Here is a 14,434-nt window from a genome sequence, read left to right as displayed (position 1 = left end):
GCTTTCATATGGGAACGGGGAGCGAATCAGGCGCCTCCCGCCTGCTCGGCAAGCGGTTGGCTCAATGAGACAAGCACTTTGCGAATGCGCCGATTGTCGACTTGGCGGACGGTGAACGTCAGCGATCCATATTGCAACGTTTCGCCGACTGCTGGAATACGCTCAAACATCTCAAAAATCCAACCACCCAACGTATGCGATTCACTCCTTGGCACGTCGATGTTCATCACTTCGCAAAATTCATCCAGCGGCAGTTCGGCGCTGAACTCGAAGCTGTGCTCGTCGATTTGGCGCACCGTTTTCACCGCTTCATCATGCTCATCCCATATTTCGCCGACAATTTGCTCGAGAATATCTTCGAGCGTAATGAGTCCAGCGGTGCCGCCAAACTCGTCGACGACGATCGCCATATGCACTTTGCTTTTTTGCAGCTCCGGCAGAAGATCCGACACTTTCATGGACTCGACAACGAACAACGGCTGGCGCAACAAATCGCGGATGCGCACCTCCCGCTTTTGCACAAGCTCGCTGAAAAAGTCGCTTTCCGACAAAATGCCGATCACGTTGTCAATATCCCCTTCATAGACCGGGATGCGGGAATATTTCTCTTCCAAAAACACGTCGCGAATCTCTTCAATCGGCTGGTTCACTTCCACCGCCACCATATCAGCACGCGGCGTGAAAATTTCTCCGACCAAAATTTCATCAAAATCGAGCGAACGTTGGATCAATTCTTTTTCTTTGTTGTCGATGACCCCTTCTTCTTCACTCAGCTCAACCATCACTTTAATATCTTCCTCCGTAACAGCCGGCACAGCCACCCCATTGGCGAACCTCTTGGCGATTCGATCTTTTAAGGCTTGGAGCGACGCCGTAACCGGCGTCATCAACTTCATCAGCCCATAGGCAAGGCCGGCGTATCGGATGGCGAGCTGCTCCGCATGCTCTTTCGCCATCGATTTTGGCAAAATTTCACCGAAGACGACAAATAATACTGTCATCACCGCCAGCGTGGCAAACAAGCCCATCTGTTCCCCAAGCAACGAAACGGCAATGTCCGTAAAGAGCACGACCGTCACGACGCTGGTGAGGCGGTTGGCCACAGCAAGCGCCAACAACACGCGGTCAAGCTGACCGATCACCGCTTGGAGACGCTTATTGTGCAGATGCTCTTCCGCATAATGCCGCAACCGTGCCTTGCTTGCCGAAGAAAACGCGGCTTCTGCTGAAGCGAACAGTGCATTGGCGAGCAGGGAGAGGAAAAACCACCCGAACAACCTTAACGGCCACTCTTCCAATGAATCTTCACACTCCTATGGATGGTGACTATGTTATTCATATCCATTTTTCCGCCGAATCATGCTTGTAAAAGCCACACTTGCCGCGCTAAGCGGAAACAAAGCGATGCGACCGGCAGCAGCCGTTTTCGCTCTTCCTATCTTAAATATAACAAATTTTTCGCCAACTGACTATAGCTGGCGAGTTATCCTTCCATATAAATCCAGACAACCAAAAAGAAAAATGCGCCGGATGAACCGAGGCGCATCATGATTCAAGCCAACAGGAACCAATCAAATACACAAGAACAAGCAATGAGGCAATGTTGAATGTCACCGACCACTCGGCCATTCGTCTTCCCCTCCCTTTTCTTCCCCTCTTTCATCGTACCATATTGCCGGCGGGAAAAGCAGGGAGGAGAAGGGTGTCTTTTTGACAGTTTGATGAACAAAACAAGGGCGTCCTCCCATCAATGGACACCCTTATTTCATTTTCTCTCGTTTCAACCTAAATAGCGGTAATAGATCGCCTTTGCCTCCTGCACGTCTTTCGTGCCGTGCACAAGCGCACGGCCGTCGCGAAAGACAACCAATCGCTTGTCGCCGAGCGAAACGGAGACAAGATACGGGTTCGCTTCCGCTTGAAGCCCTTGGCGGCGAAACAGCTCCGCCAATTCATTCAAGTCGTACTGGCGCGGGGCAGGCGGACGGATTTGCACAGAATCGCGCCCGCACAAGACGGCAGTCTTCGTCCGTTGTTCATAGGAAAGAAACGGATAAGATGGATGACGTCCGCACGTCGGGCAACCGTCCTTTTTCACCCCGTCAATGCGAATGGAGGCGTATTCGTTCGTCCAAAGGTCAAACGAAACGAGCTTGCCGCGGAGCGCCGACCAGTCCTCCACTAAAATTTTTAACGCCTCAGCCATCTGATAGCTGACAACCATTTGCACCGCTGGGCTGATAATGCCGGCCGTATCGCACGTCAATCCCCCTTGCGGCACCGTTTCAAGCAAGCAATACAAACAAGGCGTGCGGTTCGGAATGAAGGCGCAGCTTAAACCGTAACTGCCGACACAAGCGCCATAAATCCACGGAATGTTGTACTTGTAGGCAACGTCATTGATGACAAGGCGCGTATCAAAATTATCTGTCGCATCGATCCATAAGTCAGGGCGTTGCTTGAGGGCGATCGTTTCCAATTCTTCTGGGCCGGCGTCGCCGACAATGGCCTCGATCTCAACCTCGCTGTTGATTTGTTCAAGGCGCCGTTTGGCGGCGATCGCCTTTGGCAGCCGCTCCTTCGCATCCGCTTCGCTGTACAGTTGCTGGCGTTGCAAATTGCTCCATTCGACGTAATCGCGGTCAATGATTGTCAATTTGCCGATGCCGGCGCGAACGAGCGCTTCGGCGTTGCCTGTGCCGAGCGCTCCGGCGCCGACTAACACGACATGCTTTCCCCGTATTTTCTTTTGCCCTTCCTCGCCAATCGGTGCAAATAGTTGCTGCCGGGAATACCGTTCGTTCAAACAACACTCATTCCTTCCGTTGGACTGCTCGCTGACGCGTACCGTTTTTTCGGGATGCGTCCGGCTTCATAGCCGAGCCGGCCCGCTTCCACCGCCAGCTTCATCGCTTTCGCCATTTTCACTGGATCGGCCGCGCCGGAAACAGCGGTGTTCAAGAGCACCCCATCCGCGCCAAGCTCCATCGCCAGCGCCGCGTCCGCCGGTCCACCGATGCCGGCGTCGACAATGACCGGCACGTTCGCCTGCTCAATGATAAAGCTCAAATTGAGCGGATTGATGATGCCTTGCCCAGACCCGATCGGCGAGGCGCCCGGCATGATCGCATGGCAGCCAAGCTCCTCTAGCCGCTTCGCCAGCACGACATCATCGGATGTGTACGGCAACACGATAAACCCTTCCTCAAGCAGCATTTCCGCCGCTTTCAACGTCTCGATCGGGTCTGGGAGGAGCGTTTTGTCGCAGCCGATCACTTCTACTTTTATCATATCACACAATCCGGATGCCTTGGCGAGTCGGGCGATGCGCACCGCTTCTTCGGCCGTTTTCGCCCCGGCGGTGTTCGGCAAAAGCTTATATTTGCTTAAATCGAGCTGCTCTAAAAAGTTCGGCTGCTCCGGGGAAAAGATGTTCATCCGCCGGACGGCGAACGTTAAAATTTCCGCCCCTGATGCTTCCACCGCTTCTTTTTGCACGTCCAAGCTCGGATATTTGCCCGTGCCGAGCAACAGCCGCGAAGAAAATTCATATGGGCCAATTTTCAACATCATCAACCGCCTCCTACAAAATGAACGATTTCCACGCGATCACCATCGCATAGCACCGTCGTCCCATACTCATGTTTTTGGATGATGCGGACATTGACTTCGACGATGCAAAGCTTGTTCTCAAGCCGGAAATGGGCAAGCAAATCGCCCACCGTTTTCACCTCGTCGGGCACGGCGACCGTCTCCCCGTTAATCACTAACGTCATTCCACCCCCACCTTTCCGATATGGCGTGTCAACGAAAATGGCGCAAGATCAAACGCCGTCTCTTTCCGCTCCACTAAGTCGGCGACAAGCAGACCGGTCAATGGGCTGAGCAAAATGCCGTTCCGGTAATGTCCGGCAGCGACGAATAAGCCGCGCCGCTCCGGATGCTCGCCTAGATAAGGCAAGCCGTCTTCGGTCTGCGGCCGAATGCCGCTCCATGATGCCACCCATTCCGCCTGTTCGATGTCCGGAACAAGGTGGGCGGCGCGGTGAAGCAAGTTCATCACCCCACCGGCCGATACACGTCGATCGAACGTGCCGGGCGTGGACGTCGCTCCGATGAGCAGCCGGTTTCCTGATTTCGGAACGATGTAGCAGCCGTTTTTCGCAAATACAGTCGTTTGCAACAACGGAACCGGGGCGCGCACCATGACGCATTCTCCTTTGACCGGATAAACGGAAAGCGAAAGCCCGACCCGCGCGCCGAGCCGCGCCGCCCAAGCGCCGGAAGCGATGACGACCGCCTCGGCGGCAAACGTCCCGCCTGTTGTGTCTAACACATGCCCACTGCTGTCGGAACGGATGTCGAACACTTCCGTATACTCGTACAGACAAGCGCCGGCGGAGGCGGCGGCATAGGCAAGAGCGGCGGCCAAATCCGGAGCGCTCACTTGCCCATCGCCAGGGATGTACATCGCGCCGGCAAGCGCTTCCGCCGCAAGACGCGGCTCCATTTCAAGCGCCTCCCCTTTCGTGAGCCACTGCACCGGTTCGCCTATGCCCCGCCAAAATGTATAATGGCGATAGAGATCGTCTGCTTCCTCTTCCGTTGTCGCTAGTTTGATCAATCCTTTTTCGACAAGGCCGATATCGATGCCGGTCCTCTCCCTCAGCTCTTCAGCCAAGGCCGGCATGAGAGCTCGGCTTTGCAAGGCAAGCGGCACAAGCGGGCTTGACGTCGAAAACTCGGATTGCGCCCCAAGCATGCCGGCTGCCGCGCTTGACGCCCCGCTTCCCATCGTTCCTTTTTCAAAAATGGCGACGCGATGCCGCCGCTTGGCGAGCTCAAAACCGATGGCCGCCCCAATCACCCCGCCGCCGACGATGGCGACGTCATACCGATGCGTCATCCCCTATCCCCTCCCTTTCACGATGTCTGCCAGCCGTTTAGCCTCAGCAACGGGGTCAGCAGCGAAAAAAACAGCCGACAATACTGCCACCCCGGCTGCGCCCGCTTCCAGCACCCGACGAGCGTTGCCGGCGTGAATGCCGCCAATGGCGATGACTGGAATGGACACGGCGGCCGCGATTTCCGCAAGCGAGTCCAGACCGCGCGGCGGCAAACCGGGCTTGCTGTCCGTCGGAAAAATATGGCCATACAAACAAAAGTGAGCGCCATCCTGTTCGGCCTGTTTCGCCTCCTCCGACCCGTGCACCGAGCAACCAACCGTCAAGTCCGGAAACGAGCGGCGGACGGCGCGCACCGGCAGGCTGTGATAAGCAAGTTGCACACCTTTGACACCGTAGACAGCGGCGACATCAACCCGGTCATTGACGATGATTTTTTGCAGCGGCACCCCGACGCGAAGCAGTGCCGCGACAAACGCCGCCACTTCACGCGCCGTCTTCCCTTTTTCGCGAATATGAATCAGGTCGGCATACGGATGGGTGTGCGCACAAATCGCGGCAAATTCGTCTACCGTCTGACGCCCGGTGGAAACGAAATGGAGAACCCCCATCGCCATCCCTTTCTTTCTACCGTACATCGCTTATAGAAATATACGGATAATGAACACCGACATAGTAGGCGGCGAACATCAAAGCGGCAAACAAGGCGACAAGCCAAATATCATATTTGCCGAACCCGATTTCATAATAAAACGTGCGCCGCCCGCTGCCGGAAAATTGTTTCGCTTCCATCGCCACGGCGATGCGCTGGGCGCGGCGGATGCTTTGCGACAACAGCGGAATGGCGTAGCGCTTCACTTTGCTGAGGACGCCCTTATTCGGCACGCCGCGCACTGTTAACGCATAGCGGATCGCCTGAAACTCTTCAAGCATAATCGGCAATAGGCGAACGGCCGCCAAAAAACTGTACGCATACTTTGGCTTCAGTCTCAACTGCTGCATGAGCGAATAAAACAACGGAACCGGCCGGGTCGTCAGCGAAAAAATCAATCCGAGAAGCCCAAGCGCCAAAGCGCGAAACCCGATGTGCACCCCGCGCCAAAAACTTTCCGCTGTAACATGGATGAGCCCCCAGCGAACCCATGTCGTCGTTCCCTCGCCAAACATCATCATCGATGAAGCCGTCGAAACAAACACGAGGAAAAACGGCAAAAACAGCCAAAACAACACATTCGCCGGATAGCCGGTGCCAAAGCAAAACAAAACGAAGAGAGCGAGCGAAACGTTAATCAGCACGTTCGGGTTATGAATGAACAACACAGCGAAAAAGAGCACGACAAGCACAATGAGCTTCAAACTCGGGTTCGTCTCATGAAGCCATGTCTCGCGGCAGCGAACCTCCCATTTCATCACCCTGCCCCACCTTCCGCCAACACCGGCTCTCGGATGTCAAGCCGTTCGTCCCGAACGAGCGCCCCATCTTCAATCACCCACTGTCTCGTCGCAAAGCGGCGGACGATTTGTTCGTCATGTGTAACCATCATGATCGCCGCCCCTTGTTCACGGTATGCTTCAAGCATTTCGAGCAACGCGAACGTATTTTTTGCATCTTGCCCAAATGTCGGCTCATCAAGCAAAAAGAGGCGCTGGCCGGCGACGATCGAAGCGGCGACGCTCAACCGCCGCTTTTGTCCGACCGACAGTTGGTACGGGTGCTGGTCTTGCTGCTCAACAAGGTCAAATTCACGCAACAGACGGTCGACGATTCCCTCAATTTCCTCTTTCGGCCGCCTCTCAAGCCGAAGCGAGTAGGCGAGCTCTTCGCGAACGGAATGGGCGACAAATTGCCATTCCGGATTTTGGAAAACGAACGCAATATGGCGGTAAAGCGGGTGTTGCCGCTTGATGTCGGCGCCTAGCAGCATATACTCTCCGTCCGTGCGGATGAGTTGCATAAGCGCGTGCAGCAACGTGCTTTTACCGGCGCCGTTTTTTCCGGTGACTGCAATCCATTCGCCGGCGTGCACCGTTGCTTCAGGAACATAGATTTTCGCCTCCCGGCCGCGGAACCCGCGAAAACGGGCGAGGCGAAGAAGCTCCTCGCCTTGATGGCGATTTCGCCGCCTTGCCGTCCGGTCATAGTCATCCCAGACGCCTGGATACCAAATCCCTTCAGCGGCAATGACGTCTTTATAGTCGGAAAACACCGCCTTCGCCTCGCCGTCGGCGATGATGCGCCCATCGCGGCCGAACAAGACAATGCGATCCACAAAGTCGAGCACATGGTCAATTTTATGCTCGACGATGATGACCGTTTTGCCGCGGCCCACCTGCTTCACCGTTTGCCATACCGCCTTCGTCCCTTCTTCATCAAGCAGCGCCGTCGGCTCATCCAAAAACAAGACATCCGGCTCAAGCGCCAGCACCGAAGCAAGAGCCAATCGCTGCTTCATTCCACCGGAAAGCGTATGAATATCCGTATGCGGAGCGATCTCCAAACCGACTTGGTTCAGCAGGGCACGGATGCGGACGGGCATCTCGTGGCGCGGCACGCTTCGATTTTCGAGGGCAAAAGCGATTTCCTCGTCCGCATACGGCATGCAAAATTGCGCATCAGGATCTTGGAAAACATAGCCCCACCGTTCCGGCCGCTTAAGGCGCTCCGCTTTCATCGGCACATCGATCGAGCGGGGAATGATGCCAGCCATCACTTGCAATAATGTCGACTTGCCGCATCCGGACGGACCAAGGAGGAGCACTTTCTCCCCCTCGGCAATCGAAAGCGACAAGTCGCGAAACAGCAGCCCGTCGCTCCCGGGAAATTTCAGGCGCAGCCGATCAATCGCAATTGCTTGTTTCATCGCCATTCGCCGCCTTACCGGTTCAATGCATCGTAATCGTCTTTCGAGGCCGGCCGCCACATTTGCGTCACTCCAGTTTTTTCGAGCGCTTTCGCCAATGAAACAGCAAGCACGCCGGAGATGAGGATGGCGCCGATAAAACGCGCCAGCAAAAAGAGCGCCATATTCCATGGGGCGAGCGCCTCAATATAGCCTTTGTAAAAGTCCATGATGAGCGAGCCAATCGTCGCCCCGACCGCGCCTAGCGATACAACGAACGTATCAAAGCGCCGATAGCGGAAGGCGGCAAAGACGAGCTCGGCCAACAGCCCTTGAACGACCCCGTAAATGAGCACTTCAAGCCCCCATTGCGATCCCATGATCAGCTCGCCGGACGAAGCCGCAATCTCCGCGAGCAACGCCACCCCTGGCTTGCGAATGAGCAAATAAGCGAGCGAGGAGGCGATAAACCACATGCCGTAAATGAGTTGATCGAGATGAAACCCTACTGCTCCCACCGCGCTATATAGCGGGCCCCATAATTTGTAAATAACGCCAAACACAATCGCAATGACGATCGTCGTTAAAATATCCACCAATTTTAACCCTTTTGTCTTCACTTCCATCCTGTTCTCCTCCTTGTCTCACGTCAACGGCTCGCCGCCAATTCAGCCGACGGCCACTGCTCAAGCCGATACGCCATCTCCCAAAACTCGTACTCATATTCGCTGCTGATGAGGAAATGCCGCTTCATCCGATGGCGATCCTCTTCGGTGACCTCGTCAGCGATGTCGTCAAGCCGCGCGATTTGCTCTTCCACAAGCGAGCGGAACCAGTCCGAACTGTAGGTGCCGATCCATTTTTCATAAATCGGATCGTTCGGGCGGCACGTTTTCAAGCGCTCGCCAATTTCGTAATACAGCCAGTAGCACGGCAAAATGGCGGCGATAACATCACCGAGATGCCCTTCGTACGCCGCGCGGTACATGTGCGACGTATAGGCGTACGCCGTCGGCGCCGGAATGAACGCCGCCCTTTCCTCTTCTGTAATGCCCAAGAGCTCGGCGAACGTTTCATGCAGAGACAGCTCGGCTTCGCACGTGCTTTGTGCATGGTGCGCCAACCGGGCTGTCGTCGCCAAATCCGGCGATTTCGCCGCCCCGATCGCCTGAACGCGGGCAAAATGGCGCAAATAATAGGCATCTTGCATCACGTAATAGCGAAACTTCTCGCGCGCAAGCGTCCCTTGGCCAAGCTCCTGAACAAACGGATGGCGGAAACTCGCCTGCCAGATCGGATCGGCCGCTTGGCGCAATTGTTTGGCAAATGACATTCGTTTTCCCCCTTTTTGGCAAAATAAAAACGCCGCTTCCTTTGCCGATTGGCGTAAAGAAAGCGGCGTGGGCATGCGACGTTGGCAAGGCAAAGCCTAGCCTTGCTGTGCTGCTCCTCCACTTCCCTACGCTGGCATTACCCAGATCAGGTGCTAAGGGTCTCAAAGGCACACTTTGATCTCAGCCTTTCTAAAGGCCCCCCTAGTGGATGATGGTGCAATTTTCAGTTTTCTTTACACTTAATCATACCATGGCACGAACGATTGTCAATCTTTTTTTCTCCGACGTTGCGCTATGCGTTGCAATCCGCTATGATGGAAACGCAGCAATTGACGACGGAATGGGAGTGGAAACGATGGCGAAGGTCATCCTGAAAAGAGAACGGAAAAAACGGCTTGAGCAAGGGCATCCATGGATTTTTCAAAGTGAAGTCGACCGCATCGAAGGCGATGCTGCGCCGGGCGACTTCGTTGACGTTTACAATCATCAAGGGTATTGGCTGGCGAAAGGATATATCAACCCCGCTTCGCAAATCATCGTCCGCGTCTTGACGCAAAACCCAAACGATGAACTCGATGAGCGCTTTTTCATCGACCGCATCCGTCAGGCGTGGGCGTACCGTGAACGGATGATTCCCGGCGTTCGCTCCTGCCGCGCCGTCTATGGCGAAGCCGACTTTTTGCCCGGATTGATCGTCGACAAATATGAAGATGTGCTTGTTGTGCAAATTTTGGCGCTCGGCATGGAAAGGCGGAAAGACTGGATTTTGCGCGGCTTGCTTGACGTGTTTGCCCCAAGGGCCATTTATTTGCGCAACGATGTGTCCGTTCGGGAGCTTGAGGGTCTCAAACAAGAAAAAGGCTTTTGGTACGGGGAAGCGGAAACGGAAATCGAAATCGAGGAAAACGGCGTGAAATACATCGTCGATATTGAAAACGGACAAAAAACAGGCTTTTTCTTCGACCAACGGCAAAACCGCGCCGCTCTTCGTCCGCTCATCGGTCCGGAGACAACCGTGCTCGACTGCTTCACCCATACCGGCTCGTTTATGCTAAACGCTTGTCTGTATGGGGCAAAACATGCTACTGCCGTCGATATTTCTGAACATGCCATCGAAACGGCGAAACGGAACGCCGCGTTAAACGGATTCACGAACGTTGAATTTGTCGTCGCCAACGCCTTCGACTATTTGCGCGAGTCGGTGCGCGCCGGCAAACAGTGGGATGTCGTCATCATCGACCCGCCGGCGTTCGCGAAATCGGCCCATGCCGTCCCGAAGGCGCTGCGCGGCTATAAAGACATTAACTTAAACGGATTGAAGCTTGTCAAAGACGGCGGCTTTTTCGTCACATCAAGCTGCTCGTACCACGTCCGCCCGCACCTATTTCAAGAGATGATCGCTGATGCGGCATTTGACGCGAAAAAAGTGCTGCGCCAAGTATATTGGAACGGCGCCGGCTACGACCACCCGAAACTCCTTGCCGCGGAAGAAGGCGACTACTTAAAATTCGCCATTTACGAAGTGCATTCCCGGCGGTGACGAGCCGCCCTCAAAGGCCGTTTCGATGCGCCGCTGGGCAGAAAAAACGCCTAGGGGTTATCCCTAAGCGTTTTTTCGTTCCCTGGGGCGAAGCGATTGTTCTTTATGCAAGACCGACAGATAGACAAGCATCGAAAGGAACACCGAACCGCTAGCAGCTAAATAAATGCTCGGATAGCCGAACCAATGGCTGATTTGGCCAAACACTATCGCCCCGACGCCGACCCCTAAATCAAAAAACGAGAAAAATGTCGCGTTCGCCATTCCCTTGCGGTGGGCAGGCGCCCGCTCGACGGACCACGCCTGCAGCCCCGGTTGCACCATGCCAAAGCCGAAACCGTACAGCACCGCCGCCAAAAGCAACGCCCATTCTCCCGGCAGCCAAGCGAGAAGAAGCATCGCCAGCAAAATAAGCCCCGCACCAGGGAGAAAGACGGCTCGATGCCCTTTTCGGTCATACAACTGGCCAGCGAACGTTCGCGTCACCATCAAGGCAAGCGCGTAAAGCAAAAAGTACAGCTGCAGGCCGCCGATCTGTTTTTGCGCCGTATATAGAGGCAAGAATGAGGCGATGCCGCCGAACGTCACCGTCAAGAAAAACAACAGCAACGACGGGGTCAAAGCGCTTTTTTCATACAAATCCCATCTGTTCGCCCCTTTGCCATGCACGGCTTCCGCTTTTTTATACGTGATCGCGGCGGCAAACAGCACCGAAGTGACTCCAAGCGCCGCACAAATGGCAAACAGATGGCTAAACGGAATCATAGCGGCAAGCACAAGTCCAAGCGACGGACCAAACGCCAAGGCGATATTCCCGGACAGCCCGTAATAGCCCATTCCTTCCCCGCGGCGACTCGCTGGAATGATGTCCGTCGCCACCGTTCCGGAAGCGGTTGTCGAAAACCCCCAGCCGATTCCTTGGACGACCCGCATCAAAAAGAGAAGGAAAATGCTTGAGATCAAGCTGTAGGAACCGACAGAAATGACAAAAATGAGAAGTCCCAATAAAAACACAAACCGGCGCCCTTTCGTCTCAAGCGCATGGCCGGCGAACGGACGGACGATGAGCGCCGAAAACGTAAACACACCGACGACAACGCCAATCAGCTGATCGTTGCCGCCCAAATGCTCGACAAACAGCGGAAGGGTCGGCAGCGTCATTTGAAACCCAAGAAACACAAAAAAATTGGCCAAACAAATCAAAACAAAATCTTTCGTCCATATTTTTTCTTTTTGTTCTGCAATAAGCGGCTGCTGCTCCGCTCCCATACTGATCCCCCTTGCGAACTATGTATTTCGTGTCCCTTAATATTTGTTAGTATAACATAATCCTATGCCGCCGTTTAAGCAAAATGCTATTTCACCGTTCTCCCGGCAGGATGACGACAAAAAAGCCCCGCCCAGCCGGCGGTTCCCGGGTGTTGTTTGCGCAGCACCATCCTTCTATGATGCATGAAGAAAAAAGCCGCCGAAGAATCGGCAGCCTTTACCATCCTTTTCGTTTGCGCAACGACGCAACTTGCGCGGTATGATGCTTCCCATGCCATGCATACAACGCGGTCAATACATACAGCGGCATCTCCCCCGCTGCCCCTTCCGGCCGAACGGTTCGGTGAAAATCTGCCTCCGTCATCGATTCAAGCAACGCCGCCCATCGCGCATGCAGCCCGTCAAGCAATAAAAGCGACGGTTCAATGGGCAACGAGCAAGCATCGGCCGTTTTCGCCCATTCGCTTTCCGCAAACGGCTTCACCGTTGGGCCGTCTTCCGTCACTCCCCATTTCGTGCGCAAAAACGCATTCATGCTTGCATCAGCCAAATGATGGACGACTTGGGCAACCGTCCAGCCGCCGTCGCGATACGGCGTGTTCAGCTGCTCATCGTTCAAGCCGGAAACAGCAGTTCTTAAGTCGTTCGGCAGCCCGCGGATGGCAGCAATCCACTCTTGCACCTCCCCAGCCTCAAACTGCTGCGGCGCTTGAAACGTTCCGATCGGGTAGCGAATCGGATCGACCGTTGCCATGTTGATCATCTCCCTTCCGTATGCATTTATTCCACACGGAAAGGCAAATTCCTTCTTATTCTTTCCAGATGTATACGCGCGCCTCGTACGGCTTCAGCTTAAAACGCGTCGCATTTTTATGCGGACGGACCGGGTAGTTCGAGAGCGCCAAATCGCTTGACTGAAGGCGGAAGCCGTCATAGCGGTAAAGTGAAGGACGATCGGATACGTTGACAATGATAAGCGCCCGATCGCGGCCAAGCGTTCTTGTGTACGCGTAAATGGATGGGTGGTTTTCCAAAAGCAGATCGTACGTTCCGTAAACAAACAGCTCGTTCGCTTTCCGAAGCTGAATCATTTGTCGATAAAACGACCATACCGAGTTCGGGTCGCGCCGCTCGGCCTCGACATTGATCGTACGATAGTTTTCGTTCACCTTGATCCATGGCGTACCTGTCGTGAATCCAGCGTTTGGGGCACCAGACCATTGCATCGGGGTGCGCGAGTTGTCGCGCCCGGTTTGCCAAATGATCTTCATCACTTCCTCATGTGTCCGGCCGTTCGCCCGTTCGAGTTCATACAGACGCAAGGCAGCGACATCGCGGTAGTCGCGAATGTCGGAGAATTGCACGTTCGTCATCCCGATCTCTTGCCCTTGGTAAATGAACGGCGTCCCTTGCATGAAAAAGTAGAGCGCGCCAAGCGCCTTCGCGCTCTCCGCCCAATACTCGCCGTCATTTCCCCATGTCGACACTGATCGAGGCAAGTCGTGGTTTTCCAAAAAGAGCGCGTTCCACCCACGGTTTTCCAATCCTTTTTGCCATTTCGTCAACGTCCGCTTCAGCCGGCGGACATCGATCGAACCATCGGCTTTCCTTTTCCAAAGCCCTAAATGCTCAAACTGAAAAATCATATGAAACACGCCGTTTTCTTCCCCGACCCATTGTTCGGCCTCATCAACCGTTACTCCGTTCGCCTCGCCGACCGTCATAATGTCATATCGTGCAAACGTTTGCTCTTTCAACTCTCGCAAATACTCCATAATCCCTGGCTGGTTCATGTGCGCAGCAAATGACGGCACGTACTTCAGCCCCTTCGGATTTGGCAAATCGGGAAGACCCGGCTTTTTCTTAATGTGGGAAATCGCGTCGATGCGAAAGCCGTCGATGCCTTTATCCAGCCACCAGTTGATCATCGCATAAAGCGCCCGCCGCACTTCGTCGTTTTCCCAATTCAAGTCGGGCTGTTTGACGTCAAAAATATGCAAGTAATACTGACCCGTCCGCTCGTCATACTGCCATGCCGAGCCGCCGAAAATGCTTTCCCAGTTGTTCGGTTCGCGCCCATCTTTGCCGTCGCGCCAAATGTACCAGTCGCGCTTCGGATTGTCTCGCGATGACCGCGATTCGATAAACCACGGATGCTCATCACTCGTATGATTGATGACCAAATCCAAAATGACTTTCAACCCGCGCCGATGCGCTTCAACAAGCAATTCATCGAAGTCATCCATCGTTCCAAACTCATCCATAATGGCATAATAATCGCTGATGTCATATCCGTTATCGGCGTTCGGCGACCGGTAAATCGGACAAATCCAAACGATGTCGACTCCAAGCTCCACCAAATAATCCAGCTTTTCGATGATGCCGCGAAGATCACCGATGCCGTCGCCGTTGGCATCCATAAAGCTGCGAGGATAAATTTGATACGCAACGCCTTCTTTCCACCATGTTTTTTTCAAGGCTGCCTCCTCCTTGTGCACACGTTTTCACTATTAACTGTACACTATATTGGTGCGGTAAACAACTTCT

At 54.4% G+C, this 14,434-nt stretch carries 14 protein-coding genes and 1 riboswitch; of the genes, 1 reads left to right on the top strand and 13 read right to left on the bottom strand.

The window, feature by feature from the left end:
• Window positions 1–26 precede the first annotated feature (26 nt).
• From ABS784_RS06310 to tenA, 10 genes are all read right to left on the bottom strand, one after another.
• On the bottom strand, window positions 27–1,298 hold the full coding sequence (locus ABS784_RS06310; protein ID WP_011230132.1) for a hemolysin family protein: 1,272 nt from the start codon (window positions 1,296–1,298) through the stop codon (window positions 27–29).
• A gap of 482 nt (window positions 1,299–1,780) precedes the next feature.
• Window positions 1,781–2,806 carry a thiazole biosynthesis adenylyltransferase ThiF gene (locus tag ABS784_RS06305; protein ID WP_011230130.1) on the bottom strand — a complete coding sequence of 342 codons (1,026 nt, stop codon included), beginning with the start codon at window positions 2,804–2,806 and terminating at the stop codon, window positions 1,781–1,783.
• On the bottom strand, window positions 2,803–3,570 hold the full coding sequence (locus tag ABS784_RS06300) for a thiazole synthase (RefSeq protein WP_013146257.1): 768 nt from the start codon (window positions 3,568–3,570) through the stop codon (window positions 2,803–2,805). Before ABS784_RS06300 ends, ABS784_RS06305 begins: the two co-directional genes overlap by 4 nt.
• 2 nt (window positions 3,571–3,572) lie before the next feature.
• Window positions 3,573–3,776, bottom strand: a complete 204-nt coding sequence (gene thiS, locus ABS784_RS06295) for a sulfur carrier protein ThiS (RefSeq protein ID WP_011230128.1) — start codon at window positions 3,774–3,776, stop codon at window positions 3,573–3,575.
• On the bottom strand, window positions 3,773–4,906 hold the full coding sequence (thiO, locus tag ABS784_RS06290; RefSeq protein ID WP_011230127.1) for a glycine oxidase ThiO: 1,134 nt from the start codon (window positions 4,904–4,906) through the stop codon (window positions 3,773–3,775). Before thiO ends, thiS begins: the two co-directional genes overlap by 4 nt.
• 3 nt (window positions 4,907–4,909) lie before the next feature.
• Window positions 4,910–5,515 carry a thiazole tautomerase TenI gene (tenI, locus tag ABS784_RS06285; protein ID WP_011230126.1) on the bottom strand — a complete coding sequence of 202 codons (606 nt, stop codon included), beginning with the start codon at window positions 5,513–5,515 and terminating at the stop codon, window positions 4,910–4,912.
• A 16-nt stretch (window positions 5,516–5,531) separates the two neighbouring features.
• Window positions 5,532–6,314 carry an energy-coupling factor transporter transmembrane component T family protein gene (locus ABS784_RS06280; RefSeq protein WP_011230125.1) on the bottom strand — a complete coding sequence of 261 codons (783 nt, stop codon included), beginning with the start codon at window positions 6,312–6,314 and terminating at the stop codon, window positions 5,532–5,534.
• Complete coding sequence (locus tag ABS784_RS06275; protein WP_352511816.1) at window positions 6,314–7,765, bottom strand: ABC transporter ATP-binding protein; 1,452 nt, start codon at window positions 7,763–7,765, stop codon at window positions 6,314–6,316. Before ABS784_RS06275 ends, ABS784_RS06280 begins: the two co-directional genes overlap by 1 nt.
• Before the next feature lie 14 nt (window positions 7,766–7,779).
• Window positions 7,780–8,370 (bottom strand): ECF transporter S component, encoded by a 591-nt coding sequence (locus tag ABS784_RS06270; protein WP_352511815.1) that lies wholly within the window; start codon window positions 8,368–8,370, stop codon window positions 7,780–7,782.
• Between the two features lie 23 nt (window positions 8,371–8,393).
• The gene (gene tenA, locus ABS784_RS06265; RefSeq protein ID WP_011230122.1) at window positions 8,394–9,077 is read right to left on the bottom strand and encodes a thiaminase II; all 684 of its coding nucleotides are present in this window, start codon (window positions 9,075–9,077) and stop codon (window positions 8,394–8,396) included.
• 106 nt (window positions 9,078–9,183) lie between these two features.
• A riboswitch (TPP riboswitch) is annotated at window positions 9,184–9,291 on the bottom strand.
• Between the two features lie 142 nt (window positions 9,292–9,433).
• Here tenA and ABS784_RS06260 point away from each other — a divergent pair.
• Window positions 9,434–10,618 carry a class I SAM-dependent rRNA methyltransferase gene (locus ABS784_RS06260; protein ID WP_025038991.1) on the top strand — a complete coding sequence of 395 codons (1,185 nt, stop codon included), beginning with the start codon at window positions 9,434–9,436 and terminating at the stop codon, window positions 10,616–10,618.
• A gap of 63 nt (window positions 10,619–10,681) precedes the next feature.
• Here the strand turns inward: ABS784_RS06260 and ABS784_RS06255 are convergent, their stop codons facing one another.
• The 3 genes from ABS784_RS06255 to ABS784_RS06245 form a co-directional block, all read right to left on the bottom strand.
• On the bottom strand, window positions 10,682–11,887 hold the full coding sequence (locus ABS784_RS06255) for an MFS transporter (protein ID WP_352511812.1): 1,206 nt from the start codon (window positions 11,885–11,887) through the stop codon (window positions 10,682–10,684).
• A 217-nt stretch (window positions 11,888–12,104) separates the two neighbouring features.
• Window positions 12,105–12,641 (bottom strand): YfiT family bacillithiol transferase, encoded by a 537-nt coding sequence (locus ABS784_RS06250; protein ID WP_053414432.1) that lies wholly within the window; start codon window positions 12,639–12,641, stop codon window positions 12,105–12,107.
• A 55-nt stretch (window positions 12,642–12,696) separates the two neighbouring features.
• Window positions 12,697–14,364 carry a glycoside hydrolase family 13 protein gene (locus ABS784_RS06245; RefSeq protein WP_352511811.1) on the bottom strand — a complete coding sequence of 556 codons (1,668 nt, stop codon included), beginning with the start codon at window positions 14,362–14,364 and terminating at the stop codon, window positions 12,697–12,699.
• Between the last annotated feature and the right edge of the window lie 70 nt (window positions 14,365–14,434).

This window comes from Geobacillus sp. G4 (genome assembly GCF_040327975.1).
GTDB lineage: Bacteria > Bacillota > Bacilli > Bacillales > Anoxybacillaceae > Geobacillus > Geobacillus thermoleovorans.
This window is presented reverse-complemented; position numbering and strand designations above follow the sequence as displayed.